Here is a 21,516-nt window from a genome sequence, read left to right as displayed (position 1 = left end):
CCCCCGACCCGCGCCACGCGCGGCAGGCTGTGCGCCGCCTCTAGGCTGACGGAGAATCCGCCCGTCTCGTCCCGATCAAACGGCGCGCCCAGCGAGGCCAGCCATTCCACCGTCTCGCGCCCGCGCTCGGTCAGGGCGCGCGCGGCCTCCGGCTCCACCAGACCGGCGCCCGCCCCTTCAGTGTCTTTCGCGTGCAGGACCGCGCTGTCCTTCGGCGACAGCGCCGCCGCGAGCCCGCCCTGGGCCCAGGCCGAGGAACAGGCGTTCAGCAGGGGCTCCGGCGTGACCACCAGAGCTTTCGCCGGCCCGGCCTCCAGCGCGGCGGACAGCCCCGCCAGTCCGCCGCCGATGATCAGCGGCCCGTCATGCCGGATGCGCGCCATGGCTTTAGCGGCCTCCCACGCCGATGAATCGCAAGCCCATGTCGAAGGCCGGCTCGACCGCCCCGCCGGTCAGGGGCAGCAGGGCGCCGATCGCCGCCGCTGCGCAGACCGCCGCCGTCGCCAGATAGAGAGCCAGGCTTCGCCCCGCCTCAGGCCAGCTCAACTGACCCCAGGCCGCACGCCAGACGCCGCGCTTCAGGTGGCTGAACACGGCGATGCCGAGGAAGACCGCCAGAATGAACCGCCCGGTCGACAGACCCCACCAGACGGCCAGACCGCCGACAGCCAGCAGCGCCACCTGTTCCAGGCGCGGATGCACCCGCGTCAGCACCGGACCGAGCGCCTTGGACCCGTCCAGCGGCGGGGCGGGCAGCAGGTTCACCAGATTGATCATGGCGATGAAGAAGGCCCCCATCAGCCACTCGGGCGACTTCAACGCCAGCCCGACGGCCACGAAGGGGATCATGGCGATCAGACCAAAGGCCGGTCCCGCCAGCGACACCAGCACACCGTGCCACTCAGTCTTCGGATTGCGCTGCGCCTTGGCCAGCCCGCCTAGAAAGGGAATGATGTAGATGCGCGCCGGCCCCATGCCGAGCTTGTTCATCGCCAGCACATGCCCGTATTCATGCACGAACAGGCCGAACAGCACCGCTCCCGCCACGATGACGCTGTCCGTGATCCACCACAGGAAGCCCGCCATCAGCAGGGTCGAGGCGATGGCCCAGCCCGGATGCTGGCCCTTGTCCTCCAGCGGCGCGGACGGGCGCGCGCGCACCGGCTCGGGCGCCGCCTGTTCCGGCGGCAGGTCCCAGGGACCGGGACGGCGTGTGGTGTTGTCGATGTCGCTCATGGCGTCGAACTGGGCTTGCAGCGACCGGCCCGCAACGGGCCGCATCGCCGCAGCACCTCAGATCAGCTCCACATCGACATGGTGCTTGGCCTTGATCAGGTCATAGCGCGCCGGGATGGCGGGCGGCGGCAGGTCGATCATCCGCTGCACGGCCAGACGCCCGCGCTCGGCCATCTCGGGCTCAACCGTCACCTCGAACTGCATGTATTTCAGGCAGTCGCGGATGTTCTCCAGCGTGATGCGCTTCATGTGCGGGCACAGGTTGCACGGGCCGATGAAATCCACGCCGGGCACGTCGCCCTTGACGTTCGAGGCCATCGAGCACTCGGTGATCATCACCACCTGCTTGGGCTTGCGATCCGTCACATAGTCGATCATCGCCGCCGTCGATCCGGCGAAGTCCGACGCCGCCAGCACCTCTTCCGGGCATTCCGGGTGGGCCAAGATTTCGGCGCCCGGATAGGCGACGCGCATCTCGGCGATGTCGTCGGCGGTGAAGCGCTCATGCACCTCGCAGCGGCCCTTCCAGGCGATGATGCCGACATTCGTCTGGGCCGCGACGTTACGCGCCAGAAACTCGTCGGGGATCAGGATGACCTTGTCGACGCCCCACTCCCTGGCCGCCCATTCCACCACCTGGACGGCGTTGGCGCTGGTGCAGCAGATATCAGTCTCGGCCTTCACGTCGGCGGTGGTGTTGACATAGGTGACGACCGGCAGGCCCGGATAGCGCTGCTTGATCAGGCGCACGTCGCCCCCCGTGATCGACGAGGCCAGCGAACAGCCCGCGCGCAGATCGGGGATCAGGACGGTCTTTTCCGGCGACAGGATTTTCGACGTCTCGGCCATGAAGTGCACGCCCGCCTGGACGATCACCTTCGCCTTCGACTTCGCGGCCTCCTTGGCCAGCCCCAAGCTGTCGCCGACATAGTCGCCGACCCCGTGGAAGATCTCGGGCGTCATATAGTTGTGGGCCAGGATGACGGCGTCGCGCTCTTTTTTCAGCGCATTGATCTCGCTGATCAGCTTCGCCTGTTCCGGCCACTCCAGCGGCGTCACCAGACCCTTGACCTTCTCCCACACGGGAGCGGTCTCGCGCGCCAGTTCCTCTGACAGGCCGAAAGCGCCGTCCGCCATCTTCATCGCTCCCTGCGGCTGTTTGCGCCGCTCCGACTTATGCTCAAAGTTAGCATAAGCAGGCGCAATGTAGGCCGTTCCGCACAGGGCGCAAGGAAAAAGGGCACGAACGCCGCCTACAGCGCCTCCGCCTCCAGCCGCGCGATCCACAGGGCGGCCCGCCTCTTCAGCTCATCCTTGCGCGCCATGTCGGACAGGTCGGGCGACAGCCGGTCCAGTTGCTCGAAGCGGAAGCTGTCGGCGCCGTGGGCGGTCCATTCGGCCTGCAACGACCGGAAGGGGCTGCCGCCCATCTTCAAGGAAAACCACAGGCCGTTCTGCTGGGTGTCGATGTGGCGGCTCTGGCCCACCCAGGCGCGGCCGGTGGCGGAACAGATGACGGCGAACACCCCGGCGATGGTTTCACGGTCCTTATAGTCGTTGATAAGCGCCTTGCGATCTGCGGACGTCATGGACGCCTCCCTTTGTTTTACCCGGATTTAATTAGCGGAAATTATTACCCGGGTAAATACCATGCGCCGTCGGCAGCGCCGCCGCTCAGATACGCAAGGGTCTTCCCCTGACAACGACTTCTGCCCTAGACGAGAGGTCGATTGATCCTCCCCCTCGCGTCGCTCCGAGAATTTCGTGCAAGATACCGTCCGCCGCATCCTGACCGCCCGCGTCTATGACGTGGCCGAGGAAACCCCTCTGGACCCGCTGAAGCGGCTGTCGGCGCGGCTGGACCGCCCCGCCCTGCTGAAGCGCGAAGACCTGCAGCCGGTCTTCTCGTTCAAGATTCGCGGCGCCTACAACAAGATCGCCGCCCTGAGCGAAGCCGAGTTGGCGCGCGGCGTCATCTGCGCCTCGGCAGGCAATCATGCTCAGGGCGTGGCCTTGGCGGCGGCCAGGCGCGGCGCGGTCTCGACCATCGTCATGCCGACCACGACGCCGGGCATCAAGGTGGCGGCGGTCAAGGCGCTGGGTGGAAACGTGGTCCTGCACGGCGACAGCTTCGACGACGCCTACGCCCATGCCCGCGCGCTTGAGAAAGACACCGGCGCCGCCTTCGTCCACCCCTTCGACGACCCGGACGTCATCGCCGGCCAAGGCACCGTGGGACTGGAAATCCTGCGCCAGCACCCGGACCCCATCGACGCCGTCTTCATCCCCATCGGCGGCGGCGGTCTGGCGGCGGGAGTGGCCGCCATCGTCCGCTTCCTGCGCCCCGAGACGAAGATCATCGGCGTCGAACCCGCCGACGCGCCCACGATGAAAAGCGCCATCGACGCCGGCCATGTCGTCACCCTGGACCAGGTCGGCCTGTTCGCCGACGGGGTGGCGGTGCGCCGCGCAGGCGACGAGACCTTCCGCCTGTGCCGCGACCTGCTGGACGACATCGTCCTGGTCGACACAGATGCGATCTGCGCGGCGGTGAAGGACATCTTCGACGACGTCCGCGCCGTGGCCGAGCCCTCGGGCGCCGTGGCCCTGGCGGGGATGAAGGTCTGGGCCGCGCGCCATCCGGGCGCGGGCGCCCTGGTGGCGATCAACTCGGGCGCCAACGTCAACTTCGACCGCCTGCGTCACGTCGCCGAACGGGCCGAGATCGGCGAGGGCGCCGAGGCCCTGCTGGCCGTGGCCATGCCCGACCGCCGCGACGACTATCACCGCTTCCTGCAAGCGCTGGACGGCCGCTCCGTCACGGAGTTCAACTACCGCTGGTCCGGCGACGGCCGGGCGCAGATCTTCGTCGGGGTCGGCCTGCGCGACGGCGCCGCCGAGCGCGAGAACCTGATCGCCCGCCTCAAATCCGACGGTTACGCCGTCGAGGACATGAGCGACAACGAGACGGCCAAACTGCACGTCCGCTACATGGTCGGCGGGCGCACCATTGGCCTGCCGCACGAGCGGCTGCTGCGCTTTGAGTTCCCCGAGCGCCCCGGCGCCTTCCTGCGTTTCCTCAACAGTTTGCAGCCCGCCTGGGCCCTGACCCTGTTCCACTACCGCAATCACGGCGACGACGTGGGCCGGGTGCTGGCCGGGATCAGCGTCCCGCCGGATCAGGCGACGGCCCTGACCGCCGCGCTGGACGGTCTGGGCTATCCTTACGTGGACGAGACCGACAATCCGGCCTGCCGCCTGTTCCTGGACGGGGCGGCCTAGGCTCAGGCCTTGCTGATGGCCTCGGCCACGGCTTCCGGCGGGCGGCCGGTCAGGTCCTTGGCGATTTCGCCGACCAGTTTTTCCTCTAACGCCTTGTGCCAGTGCTTGCGCAATTGACCCAGGGTCTTGGGCGCGGCGACCACCATCAGGGCCTCCAGCTTGTTAGTCAGGGCCATGTGGTTCAGCGCCTCGGCCACGCCCATGGCGAAGCCGTCCTCGGCCTGGGTGTCGTTGTCGGGGTTGGCCTCGCTGGAGCGGCGGCCCGGCGCGCCCGACAGGCGTTCGGGGATTTCAGGCGCCTCGACCGACTGCAACTGGATGTCGAGAAGGTGTCCGGTGTTGCGGAACAGGTTCAGCTTCTCGCCGTCAACGACAGCGACGAAAGCCCCATTGGGCAGGTTCATTATAATGGCTCCGGGAGCGCGCCGGAGAAGAGGCGCCCTAGTCTAGCGCAAAAGCGCCCTGCTCTGTTCCCGCCCCGGCCTTTTCATGGGCCAGCAGCCAGCGCTTGCGCTCCAGCCCGCCCGCATAGCCGGTCAGGGTTCCGTTGGCCCCGACGACGCGGTGACAGGGCACGATGACGCCGACCGGATTGGCCCCGTTGGCCAGGCCCACGGCGCGCACGGCGCTGGGTTTGCCGATGGCGCTGGCCAGTTGGCCATAGGACCAGGTTTCGCCCGCCGGAATGGTGCGCAGCGCGGCCCAGACCGACCGCTGGAAGTCGGTGCCTCCCGTCCTGACCGCGATCCCGTCAAGGGCCTTCGCGTCGCCGCCAAAATAGGCCGCGATGGCGGCGCGCACCGTCTCGGGCGCCCGGCCCGACGTCAGCACGACCTCGCCATAGTGGCGGGTCAGCAGTTTTCGCATCCGCGCCTCATAGTCCACAAAGTCGAAGGCCCGCACCGCGCCCTCGGCGTCCGTCACCAGCAAGACCTCGCCCACCGGCGAGCCGAGGCGGTCCAGCGTAAAGGTTTCAGGCTGCGTCTTTTTCATCGTCGCTCTCCATGATCCGCACACTGTCGATCCCCGCTTCCCGCAGGTGCAGCTCGCCATAGGCCCGCCAGGGCCGCCATTGCTCGGCTCTCGCTTTCAGCCGTTCGTCATCCAGCCGGTCGCTGGCCATATCCGTGGCCCCATTCGGCGAGGTGTCGATCCAGTCGCCCGGCAGCCGCAGGCCGGGCCGCGCCCGCACCAGCGGCGCCAACAAGGAATCAACCGACAGATCGCGCTGGATCGCCTCGGGGTCCGCCGACAGGTCGAACACCCGCCGCACCCGCGCCAGAATACCGGGCAGAGCCTTCAGGTCCGAGGCCGCCACCGTGACCGCCAGCCGGTTCCCGCTCTCGAACCGGGCCGAGACCTCGCCGGTCGCGCCATCCACATCGGGCGTCAGCGCGCGTCGCCAGATCCCATCCTCGACCGTCTCGCCGCGCGCGGCCAGATCCGCCAGCATCGCGTCTATTTCATAGGGCGGACGGTAGGGCAGGCTCAGCCGCACGCCTCCGTCGCCCGCCTTCTCCGCCCGTCGCCGCAGCATCGACGGCGGCCGCCCATAGAGCGACTGAAACGTCTCGTTGAAGCGCCGCACGCTGCCGAAGCCGGAGGCCAGAGCCACCTCGGCCATGGCCAGATCGGTCTGGTGGATCAGGGCCTTGGCCAGCAGCACGCGCCGCGTCTGGGCCACGCTGACCGGGGCGGCGCCCAGATGCTGTCGGAACAGGCGGCGCAGGTGGCGTTCACCGACGCCCAGCCGCGCGGCCAGAGCATCAACGTCGCCTTCATCGAGAGCCCCCGCCTCGATCAGACCCAGAGCTCGGCTGACCGTATTCGAGGTGCCGCGCCATGCCCCCATATCCGGGGCGGTTTCGGGTCGACAGCGCAGACAGGCGCGAAACCCCGCCTCCTCAGCCGCCGCCGCACTGGCGACGAAGTTCATGTTCTCCCGCTTGGGCGTCCGCGCCGGACAGACCGGACGGCAATAGATTCCCGTCGTCTTCACGCAGGTGAAGAACCGCCCGTCAAAGCGCGGATCGCGCGTCAGGACGGCCCGGTAGCAGGCCTCCTGATCCAGACTGTCGCGGGCGATTTCCATGCCCGCAACATGATCCCTCGCCGTCGCCCTGTCTCGCGGTTTTCGGACATGGCGGCGCCGCGTCCATCAGTCCCGCGTTGTCACCAGTCGCCACAAGGCCTTCAGGATGTCCACCGCCAGGCACAGCATGATGATCGCCAGCACCCAGTTGAGCACCGTGCCCAGGGTCAAAGCCGTCTCGGCCAGGCCGCGCTGGGCCTCGGGAATGGCGTGGATGGCGTCGAAGTCCATGTGGATCGGCGAGGCGCCCATGACCCGCGCCGTCTGATCGCCTTGCGTCAGGGTGGCCCAGTGACCGGCCTGGAACAGCCGCCAGCCGATCCACAGTCCCGCCGCCGCCACCGGGATCTTCAGCAGGGCCTGCAACCGCCGCGCCTCCGGTCGCCACAGGGTGACGCCGTCCACCGCCATGCCCGCCACGGCCCAGGCCAGGATCAGTCCGAACAGCAGCGACCAGATCGGCGCCGCCGCCACGCTGACGTCGCCGCCGCGCAGGGCGAAGTCGCCGATGCCGGTGAAGCGGATCGCGCCGATCCACCACAGGATGAAGACGGCGCTGGCGATGAAGGACCACAGGGCCTCGGCGGCGCGCGGCGTCTCGGCGCGCACGCCCCAGACCTTGGCGCCCTTGGGCAGCCATTCGGCCTTGGCCTTATCGCTTCCAGCCATCGACGCCCCCCATTTCGCCGGGTCGGCCAGACCAAAGGCCGACAGGTCGCGCACCCGCCATTTCGTCAGCCAGGTCGGCTTGATGTCGTAGCGCTCCATGATCGCCCCGGCGAGGGTCAGCGCCCCCAGCAGGGTCAGGGCGCCGGAGAAGAAGCCGTTGAAGGCCTGACCGATCGATTGGCCGAAATTGGCCGTATCGCCCAGCACATGGACCAGCAGGCCCAGCGCCTGCACCGCTGCGATCACGATCAGCCCCGCCTTGGCCCCGAACAGCCAATATGGAAACAGCTCCGGCCCGATCAGCGAATCCGGTCCCTTGCGATAACGGGCGGCGACCACCAGCGGATGGCCGATCTCGTGCAGGATCGCCTCCTTCTCCTCGTCGCTCAGCGCCCGGCCCAGTTCCTCCTCGCGCGCCTCGACCCGGCTCAGGATCAGGTCGCGCAGCTCGGCGACGATGTCCTCGCGGTCCTCGGTCGACAGCTGGGCCGCCACGGCTTCCAGATAGCGTTCGATCACGTCCATTTCGGTCTTCCTCCCCCGGGATTTCACAGCATTCGGTCCAGCGATGCGTTGATGCCGCGCCATTCGTCGGTCAGGGCGGCCAGCATGGCTTCGCCGCCGGACGACAGGACGTAGAAGCGCTTCTTGCGCTTCTCCTCCTCGCGCCACTCGCTGGTCAGCAGCCCCTGCCCCTCCAGGCGACGCAGCAGGGGGTAGAGGGTGGATTCCTCCATCTCCAGCCCGTCCGCCGCCAGAGCCTGACGCAGGGTGTAGCCGTAGCGTTCGGTCCGCAGGCAGGCGAGCACCGCCAGCACCAGCGACCCGCGCCGCAGCTCCAGCCGCATCGTCTCGAACAGGTCCTTGTCCACGCCGCGCCTCACTTGCCGCCACATAGTGTGTGACGCACAGTGTATGCGACATACTGTATGAGGTTGTCAACGACCTGGGTTCTCGCCGCTGTCAGGACCAGTTAGCACCGGCGCAAAACCACTTAAGAACGGCGCAATGCGAGAATCGTTCGCAACTAGCTACTAGGCGGCACTCACCCAGGGTCTGCGGTGCGCCATCAGCAGCCGTTGGTGATCCTGCACAAACGAGACATTGGAAGCGTCAGCAGCGGTACGCCTGCAGGCCGAAACCATGCGAAAGCTATGTCGCCGCGATCAAGGCTACCCTGAGCCGGGTCCGCGAACTCGCCCGCGAGGGTGCGCTCTAGCGACTTCGGTTCAGCCGCCCGACCTCATCCCGTAAGGGCCTGCTCGCGCCAGACCCCCACAGTGTCCGGCGCGACCCTGACAGAGACCCAGGGGTGCGCGGCCACCAGGAGCCGCGCCAGGCCGCCCAGGGTGCGGACCTCCAGGGTCGCCTGCAGGATGGCGGGGCGGGCTAGGGCAGGTGCCGTCAGGCTGAAGGATCGCTCGGTGGCGACCTGCCGCCAACACCGCGCCAGCACGGGCCCGACCGCCGCCGCCACCGCCCCGCCCCCGCCGATCTGCGACACCCAGTGAGTCAGATGGGCCGTGATCACGAACAGCTCGCCAACATCATAGTCGTCGGCGGCGAGACGCCGGATCGCCCAGAGGGCGGAGAGATCGGACCCATAGGCCTCGACGCTCGCCGAAACCTCGGGAAGTCCGGCGATCAAGGCGGCGAGGCCGGAGGTCTCCGCGTTCGACGAGGCCGCCAGCCGGGTTTCTCCGTCCGCCTCCCCACGCGCGAGGGCGAGGGCCAGCGCGACCGTCAGGGCCTGGGCGGCGTAGACCCGCTGGTTGGCGTCGGTGAGGTCCAGATCGCCGGCCCAGGGGACCGCCGGGACGAGCGTCGACATCTGCGCGGCGGTGTCCCGCTCGGAGGCCGGCATGGTTCTCAGCCAGGCCCAGCCGCATCCGCGCTCGACGACGGCGGCCGCCGCGATCTCGGGGTCGGCCGACCCGATCCCGTCCCAGCTCCCGCGTCCCAGCCTGACGATCTCGAACGCCGTCAGAACGCCACCGGCGCGTCGCGCCTGGAGGCCGCGCTCCAGACCCACGTCGAGGCCCAGCGCGCTTTCGACCTCCGCGAGGCGATACCAGGCGATCATCGGGACCGGGGCGAGCGCGTCGCCGTCCTTCGCCCCGCCGCGGCTGGCGACCCCGACCATGGACAAACCCTTGTCCCATCCGGGCGCGGTCATGTCCTGATGGAAGACCTCGGCCATCGCATACAGGCCTCGCCCGAGGTCCGCGCGGCTTTCGTCGGTGAGGTCCGGCATGGTCGCATCGGCTCTCTCGAGCAGGTTTCGCGCCGTGTCGAGCGCCGCGCCGCGCGCGCCTAGACGCCACCGCAGGAGAATTGCATCGGCCTCGAGCCTCAGCGCGAGGGCGCCGAGCGACACGCCTTCCATGGCGATCGTCGCCGCCGCCTCGAACTGGTCGGCAGCCGCCGCGAGGTTCCCGGTCTCCGCGATCGCGATCGCGACGTCCCGGGCCGCGAAGACCTGCTCGACCCGGTCGCCGCTCGCCATGTCCTCGAGCAGGCGCACCGAGTCGGCGGCGACCTCGTCGAACCGCTTGAGCTGGATCAGGATCTTGACCCGCTCGCGACGCATCCGCGCGTCGGTCGGAGCCCCCTCCAGCGCCGCCTCCACCATTGCCAGCGCCTCGAGCGGCGCGTCGGCGTATTCCGACAGCATGACGATCCGCGCACAGTGGGCTTCACGCGCGAACACGGGGTCAGGCCAGGCCGCCAAGCGTTGGCCCAGACGGTCTAGACGGTCCGCCGCCGACCGGGCGTTGAAGTCCTCACGCCGGGTTTCAGCCAGCCAGGCGTTCTGGACGAGGGTCTGGCGATTGTCCGAGTGTCGGTTCAGCCCCTCCCCCGCCAGGAGGACGTTGCGCCGCGCGGGTTCGACGACCTCGAGTTGGTCGATCAGGCTCTCCAGATCCTCCAGGCCCAGCATCTTGTGGGCGCGGAAGGTGAAGAGGAAGGCGCCGAAATCCGTCACGGGCCGAACGAGCGCGTCGAAACCCGGCACCCGGCTCCCGCCGGCGTCCTCGGGACTTGCGCCTCCGGCTTGGTGGGCGAGTTCAGCCTCCGCCTTCGCCAGCAGGGCCGCGGTGCGGTCGACCGCATCGACGGGAATGTTCAGAACCAGCGGGAGCCAATCGGACGCCGACAGCTCGAGCGGTCCCGTCAGCAGGCTGAACACCGTAACCAACCGAAAGACGCCTCCGACCTCATCGTCGGGCGTCTCGCGCTCGAGCGCCCTGAACGCCTCGATCGCGGGCCGGGCCATGCCGTTGAGCGCCGCGACCTTGACCTGGGCGGCCCGCAGGGGCGCATTGATCATCAACTGGTCGGACAGGGGCGCGTCGGTCTTCATGAAGGCGAGCGGATAGAGGCCGCGGCCGAGGACCGAATCCGGCAGCTGCCCCCCCAGGGCGAGCCGCGCCACCAGACCGAGCGCCTTCTGCGACCCCGTCCGCAGGCCGGAGAGGACGAGCTGAGGCAGGTCTCCGGTCCTGACGGGTCGGCGCGCGGCCAGGAACTCGGCGATCGCCTCATGGAACCGCGTCTGCTCGCTTTCGGACAGCACCTTGAGCCCCGCGCCCGAGAGCACCGGCGATATTCGCAGCCTGCCGTCGGCCGCCGGCTCCAGCCAGGGGCCCGTCAGAAGATCGAGCGCCGCCCCGGGTTCCGCGATCGCGGGGGTCGCCTCGCCCAGCCGCACCGCCATGTCCCGGTCGAACGCGCCGACGAGCAGGCTCACGCGGAACAGCAGGCTGGATGCCCCCGGGGGCAGGTCCGCGATAAGCTGCCGGCGCAGACCATCCATCTCCGCCTCGACCCCGACCCCGGCGCCCGGCTCGAGCATTCGGCCGAGCTCCTCCCGCGGCCAGGCCGCGGCCCCGAGGGCGGATATTCGAGCGGCGGTCAGCTGGGGATAGCCGACGCCGCTGAACAGGTGGATCGGGCGAGCCCAAGTTTCCGGATCGCCGCCCGCCCTGACGACCAGCGCCGCGGTTTCGGCCTCCGTGAAGCGCGGCGACGCCGCGACGGCGTCCTGACTTAGGTCCAGTTCCGCCGTCACGCTCGGCGGCGGGGGCGCATAGGCCGTCACCAGAACGCGGGCGTCCTCAAGGCGCGCCTGTTCAAACAGCAGCGCCAGTTCACGTTTGACGCTTCCGCCGGGGATTGTGTTGAGGTCCTCGACGACCAGGCCGCCCCAGACGTCCGTCGCGAACAGCGTCTGGCGCGCAGCCCGAAGGCGGGTCGCGACGGCTCGGCCGGTCAGATCGCGCAGATCCAGCGAATACCAGGGCCGGTTCGCCCCGACGGCGAGGGTGCGCGCCAGGGCGGACTTGCCAATGCCGGACGGTCCATAGAGCCAGCCGCGCCCGTTCGCCAGGCGATCCGCCAGCGCCTGCGTCGCCTCCTGCCGACCGATGAGGTTGCGATCGCCCGCCGGGCCGTCGATCGGATCCAGCACGCCGGACAGCGATCCGCCCCCGAGGTCCGGAAACCCCGGCGTCGCCGCCTCCAGTATCCGCGTAATCAACTGATCGCGGTCGAGCCGCCGCATCTCGGCGTCCGGCAAGACCGCGGTGCGCAGCACCTCGATCAGCAGCCCGTTGCGCAGGCTTCGGACATCCGCGCCGCGCGCGCCGGCCGTGGAGCAGAGATGGGCGAGCGAATCCTCCAGCAGAACCTCGAGCTCCGGCAGGGCCGGTTCGGCGCAGGCGAACCGGAGGGGACGCAGCAGGGTCGCGCGCAGCGCCGCATCGTCGGCCTGTTCGAGCCAGGCCTTGAGGTCCTCCGCGAGCGGAAGCTGCGCCAGCGCGCCCCGCAGCGGCCCAAGGTCCGTCCCGTCCCGCGCGGCTGTGCGCCAATAGACCAAGCCGGGCACGCTGCCCGGGAACGGCAGGCCGCGCTCCCGCCCCGGCGACGCCGTCGTCAGAAATGCGAGAGACACCTCCAAGCCGGGGTTGGCCTGCCGGAAACGCCAGAGCCGGTTGATCGCGGCGACCACGCCCGGATCGCGCAGGGTGACCGAGCCCGAGGCCGCCGTATCCTTGACCTGGCTGAGATCGAGCGCGCCGGCCGACAGGGTGGCGTAGTCGTCGGCGACCTCCAGGAGCAGGGTTTCGCCCGGACGCAGCCTGGTCCAGGCGATGGCGGACACCCAGGCCTGATAGACATAGCCTCGCGGGTCGTATCTCGAGCATGCGCTCGATGAGTCGCAGCCGCCCCATGACCGACATGCCCTCGGTCGCGATCCAGTCGTCGAACATCGGCTGCCACGCCGCCCACGCGGGATGCCGGGGAGCCTCGTCCAGTGCGTAGCTGTTCCAGCCGTCCGAAACCACGACATGGGTGAGCCCCGTGAGCGCGGAGCCCGCAAGCCCGGGAACGGTGGACGGCGGATCGTGCCGCAACCGCACCTTCGCCAGGACCGCTTCGCCGAGAGCGCGATCCGGCACGCTGTTCAGGCTCGCCAGGATGTTGGTGACCACGTCGTGCCGCGCCGTCTCGATGCGGTCGATCAGGACCGTCAATGCGTCCCGATCGCCGGTTCGCATCTGATAGACCCGCAGAATATCCTGATGACGCTGGGAGAGCCCCTCCCGCTGGAGCAGTAGCCCCGCGATCCGGCCGCGTTCCTCCTTCTTCCGCTCCAGGAAGGAGAGCTGTTCGATCAGATGCGCCTTCGCCCGGTTCGGGACGTCCGGATCGATCAGGCTGTCGCCGATCAGGCCCGGCAGATCCGACGCACGGGCCAGAAGGTTCAAGGCCGCCGAACGGTCCCTCCAGTAGCCGTTCGCCAGGGCGGACAGCGCCGTAGCGGCCGCCGCGGCGTCTAGGGCGTCGGGAAGGACGGCGCGGGCGGACAGGCGAAGGTGCAGCGGGATGGAGAGGTCGGACGCCAGATCGATCAGGCTCTGAGGCGGATCGGGCAAGGGCTCGAGCGCGTCGAGGAAGACGGACAGCCCCTCGTACTCCTCGGACGTCGTCCCCTGTCGGCGTGCGCGCTGGGCGACCCTGCCCGCCACCTCCAGGCCAAGCGCCCTGAGCGACAGTTCGAGGCCGCGCAGGCTCATGAAGGTCTCCAGACCGTCCTCGAGCAGGGCGTCGACCACCTCCAGGGTGAGGTCGGGATCCTCCTGCGCCACGATGATCTCCACCCCGCCGGTCCCCAGGAGCCAGCGGGTCCCCAGGAGTTTTCGAACCTCCGGATGAAGCGGGCGGGAATAGGCGTCGGCGAGCACCCGGCCGACCCGTTCTCGAAGCCGGTATTCGGTGTCGCGCCAGAGCGCGGCCAACCGGGCCCCGATGTCGTGGCGCAGCGCCGGCTCGACATCCGCGCCGTTCGCGACGCAACGTCCGATCAGGCGTAGCCCCGTCGAGAAGGCGTCGTCCGGTCGCTCGAGCATGGCGCGCACATGGGGCGACGGATCCGGCAGCAACTCGAGCGCGAACTGGATGACCTGGGCCCAAGGGCGTTTGACCACGTCCTCGATCCGCCCCGCCACGTCGTCCGGCCGCGCGTCCACGAGGTGGACCGCGGCCAAGTATTCCTGAACGATCGGATAGGGAAACTGATAGCGACGATCGGGACCGCGACGCAGGACGCCGCAGGCGATCAGCTGGCTCAGCACCCGGTCGGCGGGCTCCGAAGCGGCATCGACGGCGCGGGTCACCTTGGCTTCGAGGAACTCCACGACGGCCATGTCCACCTCGGCGAACGCGCCCAGCGAGATCTCGACGGGGGTGATCGGCGTCTCCAGGAGCTGGGCACTGAGGGCCTTGATGAGGGTGGACTTCCCGAACCCGGGCCCGGCGATGAGGATGCACTGCTGCAGCCCTTCCGCCGGGAAGCTGCGGATCTCGACGTCGCCCTTGGGCTGATCGGCGTTCCATCGCGGCAGTTCATCCTCGAAGTCGCGCTCGGGCGTCGCCGTCTGGAGGCGCGCTTTCGGCCAGACGACGACCTTCTCGACGGGCGCGCTGATCCCCCGACCCGGGATCTCGATGCGGAGGGATCGGCCGAGCGTCTCCCGATAGGCTCCGAGGCCCCACTCCCTCGGCTCGAACAGGTCCGCCCCGAAATCGTCCTGCAGGGTGCGACGCAGAGCGGGCGCCCGAAACGCGCCGCGGCGGCGCGACGCCCCGCCCACCAGGTCCCTGAGGTTGGACTGCAGGGCGTCCGGCAACGGCGAGGCCGTACCGAGCTCCAGGCGCCGGAAGTCGGCGGCGAGGTCCTCATGGGTCGAGACGCGCACGTCGATGAGGCGGAAAAGCGCGAAGGCGGACACGCCGGTCGGAAGCGCGGCGCGCACCGCGGCCAAGATCCTTTCGACCCCCTTGCCGCAGCGGGTCTCCCACTCGGCCTCGGTGGGGGCGGTCGACCGATCCGCCATGGCCCTGAGGGAGTCCGCCAGGTTGAAGGCGGCGGCTTCCAGGCGGTCGATCATGCGTGGAAGATCGACCGCCATCTGAACGGGAACGGCGGCGCCATCGACGCCGGCGGGCAGATGCCAGCCGGGGTCCAACAGTTCTTCTTCAACGGCATCGTCGAGGTCGCCGACCAGTTCGTCAAAGCCGGACATGGCTAAGGATCTCGCCCGATTATGGCGTCGTAGTCGTCTTCTCGATCCATGGTCAGACGCGTGAGCTGGCTCCTCGCAAGCGGGCGGTCCAGCCGCCGAACCTTGCCTTCAAGGAACTCCTCCTTGAGCCAGCCTAATGTCGGCGAGACCTTCTCGCCACTATCAAGCTCGATCTGAAATGGGGCCGAGGTGCGCTCGGAACGAAACAGGAGAAATCCGCCGCCCATCACCTGTTCGAGGTAATGGCGCTTACCGCCAAGCTCCCAAAGCTCGCCAGCCTTCAACTGGATGTCGGTCATTGCTGGTTCTCCATCGGATCGCTGAGCAGCGAGACGGGGGTGTTCGGATTGAGGGAGCGCGAGAGGTCGAGACGGACGATCCGCCCCACCATCATCGCCTTCAGCTTGGCCGCACCGACAGCGGGATTGCCGAGATGCTCTGAGAGCTCGGCCAACGGCATTGAAGCGCCTCCCTGCAGTCGGTGGGCGACCTTGAATACGTCCGCCTTCGTGTACTCCGTAAAGCGCCAGGACTGGGCGTCGCAGATGTTTCGATAGACTTGAGCGGGTTCGAACAAACTTGACTTGAAGATGATCCGAAAACGCCAGCCGATGCGCTCGCAGATCGTTCGAACCGCCTCCAACTTCAGTGCGTAATCCGGTTCCCGAAGGGCTCGACGATCGTTCTTGATCTCGACCAACTCGACCAGACCATTTGCAAGCTGCCTGACGCAGTCGACGATGTAGGCCCGCTTTTGACCGCCTAGAACAAACTCCAGCCGAAACATCTGAGCGCGATAATCAACGACCTCTGTGTCGACCTCGCTATGCATGAAGAAGGCCCGTTCGTTCATGCTTTCATAAGGTAGCGCTCTGCCTGCCTTTCGGCTGGCGTAAACCCCCGTCGTGATATGTCGTCGACCCGTGACGATCGTCCGGATGGGCCCTCCGGTTGGCGTGACAACCAAGGTGGCCGCGGCCGAAAGGCTTTCCCACGACAAGGGGCTCAGCCCTTCATGTGCGACCTCGCGCAAGGCGCCATCTAAGGTCGAGGCTCGAGCGATTTCGGCCGAGCGGCCGCATCGACGGACGTGGTCCATCGTGATCTCCTTTGATTTGCATGAGGTTGCATTCAACTCGAGCGTTGGGGATCTGCGCCTGTGTAGACGCAGTTGACTCCTCAGTCTGGTGGGGAGAAGATCGTCACATCGACATCAAGCGATGGGATCGTATGCGTCCCCAACCGAGCCCGGGCCTGGCAGCCTAGGGCTCGAGTTGTTTCTGGACCTAAGGTCCAGTTTTTATTGCGCTTTAAGGTGGTTGCATTGTCACCCCTCCAACCTACGACGAGAAACCCAACGGGTTTAAGACTCGTCTCACGGTTTGAGGATTTTGACAGGCATCCAAAGCAAGGTAAAAGAATTAGTTTTTGCGAAGTCAAAAAACGATGCGCGTAGGCGTTCTTATAAACTATCTGCTATAATCTTTATTAGAAAGCTAACTCAAAGTTTTACTTTTAAATTGGAAAACACCCAATAAAGAGGATGCGCCTTCATCGGCAGCCCCGTCGAGGCTTCGACGCCAGACGCTAGGTTTCGCTGCCAAGGTTATGAACCGATTTTATTTAAAGGCGTTGGCTTTCCGCCTAGCGCTGCGAGTGAGATTGCTTTGGCTGTCGTACAGCGCGCCCAGGCAATGACCGGCAATGGCTCAAGGCGGCGGTTCGAAATGCCTGCTTTCGGGCGCTGGGGCCGGATCTGATGGCCATCGTCGGATCATGCTTCTCGGGAGGCGACCGGGGATCGATCCACCGTCGATTGCCTCAAGGCGTCCCATCAGTCCCAGAGAGGGAGGGAGCGTCCTGAGACTGGCGGCGCATGGATGCCGATGACGGTCGCCAGGGTGGGGGCGATGTCGACGGTGCGGATGGGCAGGAAGCGCTCCTGGGCTGACGCGCCGGGCTTCCAGAACAGGATGGGCACGCGGCGGTCATAGTCCCAGGGCGTGCCGTGGCCGGCGATATTGCCGCCGACTCGTCCGCCGCCCGTGACGTTCGCTGCGCGGACCATGATGATGTCAGGCGAGCGTTCGGCCACGGCTGACAGGCGCATGCGTTCGCGAAGGGTTAGGATTTCAGGTTGCTCGCTGTCAGGCAGGGGATCGGTCAGAAGGCGGTCGCGAGCTTCGACGAAGACGATGTCGGGCAGGGTCTGCAGCATGGGCAGGGCGGCCTCGATGATCTGGCTTCGCAGCGGCTCCGGCAGGGTCTTGCGGGCCTTGTCCGCCACGATCAGGCCGCTGGAGCCCGATTGAAGCGGTGAGGCGTCCAGGCCGAAGCGTTGACGCAGGGAGGCGTTGACGGCGGCGAGCGGGGCGGAATCGATCCGGTGGGCATGAGGGGAGCCGCGCTGCGCCAGACGCTCGACAAAATCGGAACCGCCGTGGTCGGCGGTCAGGACCACGACGGCGCCGCCGGAGATGGTGTCCAGCCGAGAGAGGAACTGGCCCAGGGCCTGATCGAGACGGTGCATCTGTTCGCACATCTCTGGCCCCTGCGTGCCATAGGCGTGGCCGATGCGATCGGTCGCCGACAAGCTGACGCCGAGCAGGTCGGTTGTCTGCCCCTGGCCCAGGTTCTGGGTGTCGATCAGGTAGATGGCGGCCTTGAGCGTCTCCTCGTCCAGTTCCGGCGAGGAATCGAAGTCGTCTTTGGCTGGAGGAAGCTTGGAATGCAGCGTCTTGCCGTTGATTTCCCAACGGGCTTCCAGCGCGCGGCACTGGGGCTGGCTATAGGTCCAGGCGTGAGGCGTCGTGGCCTGGCGGCGACGAAACTCGGCGTTGAAGGCGTCGACAGCAGCCAGACGCGCCGGTGCGCTCTGACCCGGCTCGACAAAGGTGGTCAGGCCGAAATCGTCGGTGAACCAGTAGGCGCCGTCGGGACGATGGCCCGCCAGATTGATCGCCCCCCGGTCCTTGCCGGACACGGCGAAGACGCGCGAGCCAGGGCGTTGATCCTTGAGCCAGTCACCCAGGCTGGAGGCGCGGATATTGTCGGGGCCCACCGGGCCGTTGTCGCTGTTGCGGCCATGGGCCAGCGTGTTGCCGGGCGCGGCCAGGCAATAGACTTCCTCGCCCGTCGTCGGGTCGATCCAGTCGTTGGAAGGGATGCCGGTTTGCGCGGGGTGGACGCCGGTCAGGACCGTGGAATGTCCGGGGCAGGTCTCGGTCAGGCCGTGGGTCTGATAGCCGTTGCTTGAGACCAGGCCTTCATCGGACAGGCGACGCAGGCCGCCCGTCCAGCGGCTACGGTACTGGTTGAACAGGTTGGCGCTGAACTGATCGACCACAATGGTCACGACCAACTTCGGCGAAGAGGGGGAAGAGGCCGTGTCCTGCGCCTGGACGAGGGTTGATGAGGCGCAGAGAAGCGCCGCCATCGCGACAGCGAAGCGTTTTGACATGGCTTGATCCTGAAATGAATCGGATGGGACCTGATTGGTCCCGGAGACCGGCGACGCTCGACAGAACGTCGCCGGGTCCTTTGGGTCGTCTTAGAACTCGACCTGGACGCCCAGGGTGAAGGCGCGGCCGGTGATGCCGTAGGCCGAGCTGTAGTTGTAGGCGTTGCCGCTATCGGTGCCGTCCGGCAGGAAGGGGCCGTAGTTGTTGAAGATGTTCTTGACGGTGCCGAACACCTTCAGCTGCGGGTTGCTGCGGTCAGGCTTGAAGCTGACGCTCAGATCGTGGCGCCAGTAGGCGTCGACATTGAGGAACAGCGGGTCGGACCAACCGGCGGCGACGGCCTGCTGTTTGCGTTCGAGGCTATCGACCACCTCGCCGATGAAGCGCGAGGACCAGCGCAGGCTCCAGACATCATCATACCAGGACAGGCCGTAACGGGCCTCGTTCTTGGCTGTGCCCACCTCGCCGACCGAGTCGACCAGTTCGACCTTGTCGATGCTGTCGTATTCGGTGCTCAACTCCAGGCGGCGGCTGTAGTTCATGCTGGCGCGGAACTTGCCGGGCACGTTCAAGTGCTCCAGGTCGAAGCGGTACGATGCGGCCAGGTCCACACCGCGGGCGCGGGTTTCGTTGAGGTTCTGCTCCTGGTTCAGAATGCGCACCAACTGCCCGTTTTCGTCGCGGGTGATGGTGTCGCAGAAGACGTTGTCGGCGCCGTTTGCGTCGGAGTAGCAGCCCAGCAGCAGGGCCGAGTTGCTCAGCGACGAGATTACGTCAGTGATCTTGATGTCATAGTAATCGACGCTGAGTTCCAGGCCCGGCGCACGGCTGGGACGATAGACCAGACCGAGGGTCCAGGTGTCCGCCGTTTCCTCGAACAGGTCCGGGTTGCCGGCGTTCGGCGCCTTGATCTGGGTCGTCAGCTGGCGGAACGTACCGTCGGACGCGGCGGCGATGGCGGCGGCGATGCGGCTGTCGGCGCGGCAGTTCTGGGCCACGATGCCGGCCGTGTTGGCCGTCACGCCGCTACAGACGTCGACGACGTTGTCGGCGTCATCGCGCCGCGGCGAGAACAGTTCGCTGGTGTCGGGCGCACGCTGGGCGCGGGCGTACTCGGTGCGGATGCGCAGGTCCGAGATCGGCGACCATTGCAGGCCGGCGCGATAGCTGACCGTCGTGCCGACAGCGTCGAGATTGTAGTCCGCGACCCGTACGGCGCCGTTGAACGTCAGACGATGGGCGAACGGCAGGTCGGCCAGCAGGGGCACGGAGGCTTCGGCGAAGACCTCGTTGGCCTTGATGGTCCCCTCGTATTCCGGGAGGAAGGAGGAGCTGGCCACGCCGCTTTGGATCAGCGGATCGGTGCGCGTCTGGGTGTGGTCGCGGCGGCTTTCGAAGCCGAAGGCGGCTTCGATCGGCCCTGCGGGCAGCTCGAACAAGGAACCCGAGACATAGCCCTCGATCGTGTCCTGACGATTGGTCGGACGATAGTAGGTGTTGGCGCGGATATAGTTCGCCATCTCGGGCGTGATCGAACCGACCCCGAAGAGGTTCAACGGCACACAGCCGTCGGCGCGCGCGGCGGCGTCGCGGCACTGCACCACGCCGTTGACCCGCTCGGAATCAAGGGCCCACTTGACGCGCTGCAGGTTCAGCGTGTTGCCGCGGATCTGTTCGCCGGAGAACTTGCCGTAGCCGTAGGTCAGCTTCCAGTCCCAGTCTTTGGGCAGGCTGCCTTCGATGCCGACCCAGCTGCGGATGGTCTCGCGCTCATTGTGGATCAGATTGGGGCCGACCTCGGTCACACGACGACGGAAGTCGATGCCGGAGCTGGAGGCCGCCGCCTTGATCTCGGCGGGGGCGAACGGGTTCAGGGTGCGCGACATGCGCCCGATCGTGAACTCGTCGTTGACGCCGAAAGTGGTCGTGTTGCTGAAGGTTGTGGGAGCCCGCGTCGAATCCGTCACGACGTTGGAATAGAGGAGCTGGCCCCAGACTTTGAGGTTGTCGCTCACAGCATAGTCGAATTTGGCGGCGCCGTTCAGGTTGTCACGCGGCGTGATCAGCGTGCCATCGGGACGGTCTTCATAGCCGTCGACGGCGGTGACCATGTTGGGGCGCAGGCCGCTGTCATCATAGAACCAACGGCCGCTGATGAAGCGTCCGCCAGAGATGTAGGTCGAGCGATCCGGCGTGGTGACCGTGTTGCTGGCGGGCACGTACAAAATGGATTGCAGGGCGCGATCGCGATCCGTCGCCTTCAGCTTGAACTGACGGTCGTAGGTCGCGCCGGCCATGACATAGAGGCGATCGTCCAGAAACCGGCCGCCGGCGCCGACCGAGTATTCGATCGAGTCGCCGCCGCCGTCGTGGGTCGTGCCGCCGACGATGCGGGCGCGCAAGCCGTTCAGGTTGCGCTCGGTGATGATGTTGACCACCCCGGCGATGGCGTCGGAGCCATAGACGGCCGAGCCGCCGCCGGTCGTCACTTCAACGCGGTCGATGAAGAACTCGGGGATGGAGCTGAGGCTGACGGCGTTGCGGTTGCCTGCGTTGGAGACGGTGCGATGACCGTCGATCAGCGTCAGGGTGCGGTTCTCGCCTAGATTGCGCAGGCTGATGGTCGACAGGCCGTTGGCCTGGGTCGCGCTCTGATTGTTGGCGAGAGAACTGCCTTCCTCAACCCCGGGAATGTCGGTCAGGGCTTCGGCCAGGTCCATGTAACCGCCCTCGAGCAGGGCCTCGCGCTCCATGCTGACCACGGGCGTGGCGGCGTCGAAGACGTTCTTCAGGCGTGAGCCGGTGACGACGACTTCTTCCACCGTCGAGGTCTGGTCGTCGGTCCAAGCCGTCTTCTGAACCGCCTGGCGCACGATGGCCAGGGCGCCGGAACTGTCGCGCTGAACGGTCAGGCCTGTGCCTTCCAGTAGACGACGGAGGGCGGTTTCAGCATCGACGGCGTCCTGAACGCCGCGCGTCCTGACCCCGCGCACGTCTTCGGTCTTGTAGACGAGCTGAACGCCGGCCTGACGCGCATAGGCGTCCAGGGCGTTTTTCAGCTCTCCCGACGGAACGTCGAAATTGCGGGTCTGCGCCGCCGCTGCTCCCGCCAGGATCAAGGCGCAGGCACTGCCGGTCAGCATATGCCGCAAGAACGAAACCTTAGTCATAGAACCCCCTTGTCGTC

The 21,516-nt window shown here is 67.3% G+C and carries 18 protein-coding genes; 4 read left to right on the top strand and 14 right to left on the bottom strand.

All coding sequences use genetic code 11. The annotated features are described in order from the left end of the window. From HX774_RS14730 to HX774_RS14715, 4 genes are all read right to left on the bottom strand, one after another. Positions 1-383, bottom strand: a 383-nt coding sequence (locus HX774_RS14730) for an FAD-dependent oxidoreductase (protein WP_178827960.1), incomplete at its 3' end; no start/stop codon positions are given. Positions 384-387: 4 nt separating this feature from the next. Next, complete coding sequence (locus tag HX774_RS14725; RefSeq protein WP_255500473.1) at positions 388-1,281, bottom strand: metalloprotease; 894 nt, start codon at positions 1,279-1,281, stop codon at positions 388-390. Positions 1,282-1,293: 12 nt separating this feature from the next. Next, entirely contained in the window at positions 1,294-2,379 is a 1,086-nt protein-coding gene (nadA, locus tag HX774_RS14720) for a quinolinate synthase NadA (RefSeq protein WP_255500472.1), read from the bottom strand. Between the two features lie 110 nt (positions 2,380-2,489). Next, positions 2,490-2,825, bottom strand: coding sequence for a GIY-YIG nuclease family protein (locus HX774_RS14715; protein ID WP_178827956.1), 336 nt, complete (start codon positions 2,823-2,825; stop codon positions 2,490-2,492). 175 nt (positions 2,826-3,000) lie between these two features. Between HX774_RS14715 and ilvA the strand changes: the two genes are divergently transcribed. Beyond that, positions 3,001-4,518: a threonine ammonia-lyase, biosynthetic gene (ilvA, locus tag HX774_RS14710; protein WP_178827954.1), complete on the top strand. Its 1,518-nt coding sequence runs from the start codon at positions 3,001-3,003 to the stop codon at positions 4,516-4,518. A 2-nt stretch (positions 4,519-4,520) separates the two neighbouring features. Here ilvA and HX774_RS14705 read toward each other — a convergent pair whose 3' ends face one another. The 6 genes from HX774_RS14705 to HX774_RS14680 form a co-directional block, all read right to left on the bottom strand. Beyond that, complete coding sequence (locus HX774_RS14705; protein ID WP_178827952.1) at positions 4,521-4,922, bottom strand: host attachment protein; 402 nt, start codon at positions 4,920-4,922, stop codon at positions 4,521-4,523. A 37-nt stretch (positions 4,923-4,959) separates the two neighbouring features. Then, the gene (locus tag HX774_RS14700) at positions 4,960-5,511 is read right to left on the bottom strand and encodes a methylated-DNA--[protein]-cysteine S-methyltransferase (protein ID WP_178827942.1); all 552 of its coding nucleotides are present in this window, start codon (positions 5,509-5,511) and stop codon (positions 4,960-4,962) included. Continuing rightward, on the bottom strand, positions 5,492-6,610 hold the full coding sequence (locus tag HX774_RS14695; protein ID WP_178827940.1) for a bifunctional transcriptional activator/DNA repair enzyme AdaA: 1,119 nt from the start codon (positions 6,608-6,610) through the stop codon (positions 5,492-5,494). The genes HX774_RS14700 and HX774_RS14695 overlap by 20 nt, the downstream gene beginning before the upstream one ends. A gap of 66 nt (positions 6,611-6,676) precedes the next feature. After that, positions 6,677-7,804, bottom strand: coding sequence for a hypothetical protein (locus HX774_RS14690; RefSeq protein ID WP_178827938.1), 1,128 nt, complete (start codon positions 7,802-7,804; stop codon positions 6,677-6,679). 23 nt (positions 7,805-7,827) lie between these two features. Continuing rightward, a complete protein-coding gene (locus tag HX774_RS14685; protein WP_178827936.1) occupies positions 7,828-8,175 on the bottom strand; it encodes a PadR family transcriptional regulator in 348 nt (115 codons plus the stop codon). Between the two features lie 347 nt (positions 8,176-8,522). Next, positions 8,523-12,443, bottom strand: coding sequence for an ATP-binding protein (locus HX774_RS14680; RefSeq protein WP_178827934.1), 3,921 nt, complete (start codon positions 12,441-12,443; stop codon positions 8,523-8,525). Between the two features lie 187 nt (positions 12,444-12,630). Here HX774_RS14680 and HX774_RS14675 point away from each other — a divergent pair, with 187 nt between their 5' ends. The 3 genes from HX774_RS14675 (at position 12,631) to HX774_RS14665 (ending at position 14,874) form a co-directional block, all read left to right on the top strand. Then, on the top strand, positions 12,631-12,900 hold the full coding sequence (locus HX774_RS14675; RefSeq protein ID WP_178827932.1) for a hypothetical protein: 270 nt from the start codon (positions 12,631-12,633) through the stop codon (positions 12,898-12,900). 258 nt (positions 12,901-13,158) lie between these two features. Then, a complete protein-coding gene (locus HX774_RS14670) occupies positions 13,159-13,656 on the top strand; it encodes a hypothetical protein (RefSeq protein WP_178827930.1) in 498 nt (165 codons plus the stop codon). Positions 13,657-13,701: 45 nt separating this feature from the next. Continuing rightward, entirely contained in the window at positions 13,702-14,874 is a 1,173-nt protein-coding gene (locus tag HX774_RS14665) for a hypothetical protein (RefSeq protein ID WP_178827928.1), read from the top strand. Here the strand turns inward: HX774_RS14665 and HX774_RS14660 are convergent. The 4 genes from HX774_RS14660 to HX774_RS14645 form a co-directional block, all read right to left on the bottom strand. Beyond that, entirely contained in the window at positions 14,871-15,167 is a 297-nt protein-coding gene (locus tag HX774_RS14660) for a hypothetical protein (RefSeq protein WP_178827926.1), read from the bottom strand. The two genes, HX774_RS14665 and HX774_RS14660, sit on opposite strands and share 4 nt — an antisense overlap. Continuing rightward, on the bottom strand, positions 15,164-15,967 hold the full coding sequence (locus HX774_RS14655) for a TnsA endonuclease N-terminal domain-containing protein (protein WP_178827924.1): 804 nt from the start codon (positions 15,965-15,967) through the stop codon (positions 15,164-15,166). The genes HX774_RS14660 and HX774_RS14655 overlap by 4 nt, the downstream gene beginning before the upstream one ends. Before the next feature lie 735 nt (positions 15,968-16,702). Further along, positions 16,703-18,223, bottom strand: coding sequence for an alkaline phosphatase family protein (locus HX774_RS14650; RefSeq protein ID WP_370523689.1), 1,521 nt, complete (start codon positions 18,221-18,223; stop codon positions 16,703-16,705). Positions 18,224-18,418: 195 nt separating this feature from the next. Further along, positions 18,419-21,499, bottom strand: coding sequence for a TonB-dependent receptor (locus tag HX774_RS14645; RefSeq protein WP_178827919.1), 3,081 nt, complete (start codon positions 21,497-21,499; stop codon positions 18,419-18,421). Between the last annotated feature and the right edge of the window lie 17 nt (positions 21,500-21,516).

It is taken from the genome of Brevundimonas sp. P7753 (assembly GCF_013386595.1).
GTDB classification, from domain to species: domain Bacteria; phylum Pseudomonadota; class Alphaproteobacteria; order Caulobacterales; family Caulobacteraceae; genus Brevundimonas; species Brevundimonas bullata.
This window is presented reverse-complemented; position numbering and strand designations above follow the sequence as displayed.

Bases quoted from the DNA above. Each gene is read 5' to 3' on its own strand.
- HX774_RS14725 (WP_255500473.1), bottom strand. From the start codon at position 1,281: ATGCGGCCCGTTGCGGGCCGGTCGCTGCAAGCCCAGTTCGACGCCATG.
- nadA (WP_255500472.1), bottom strand. From the start codon at position 2,379: ATGAAGATGGCGGACGGCGCTTTCGGCCTGTCAGAGGAACTGGCGCGC.
- HX774_RS14715 (WP_178827956.1), bottom strand. From the start codon at position 2,825: ATGACGTCCGCAGATCGCAAGGCGCTTATCAACGACTATAAGGACCGT.
- HX774_RS14705 (WP_178827952.1), bottom strand. From the start codon at position 4,922: ATGAACCTGCCCAATGGGGCTTTCGTCGCTGTCGTTGACGGCGAGAAG.
- HX774_RS14700 (WP_178827942.1), bottom strand. From the start codon at position 5,511: ATGAAAAAGACGCAGCCTGAAACCTTTACGCTGGACCGCCTCGGCTCG.
- HX774_RS14695 (WP_178827940.1), bottom strand. From the start codon at position 6,610: ATGGAAATCGCCCGCGACAGTCTGGATCAGGAGGCCTGCTACCGGGCC.
- HX774_RS14690 (WP_178827938.1), bottom strand. From the start codon at position 7,804: ATGGACGTGATCGAACGCTATCTGGAAGCCGTGGCGGCCCAGCTGTCG.
- HX774_RS14685 (WP_178827936.1), bottom strand. From the start codon at position 8,175: ATGTGGCGGCAAGTGAGGCGCGGCGTGGACAAGGACCTGTTCGAGACG.
- HX774_RS14675 (WP_178827932.1), top strand. From the start codon at position 12,631: ATGGGTGAGCCCCGTGAGCGCGGAGCCCGCAAGCCCGGGAACGGTGGA.
- HX774_RS14665 (WP_178827928.1), top strand. From the start codon at position 13,702: ATGGGGCGACGGATCCGGCAGCAACTCGAGCGCGAACTGGATGACCTG.
- HX774_RS14660 (WP_178827926.1), bottom strand. From the start codon at position 15,167: ATGACCGACATCCAGTTGAAGGCTGGCGAGCTTTGGGAGCTTGGCGGT.
- HX774_RS14655 (WP_178827924.1), bottom strand. From the start codon at position 15,967: ATGGACCACGTCCGTCGATGCGGCCGCTCGGCCGAAATCGCTCGAGCC.
- HX774_RS14645 (WP_178827919.1), bottom strand. From the start codon at position 21,499: ATGACTAAGGTTTCGTTCTTGCGGCATATGCTGACCGGCAGTGCCTGC.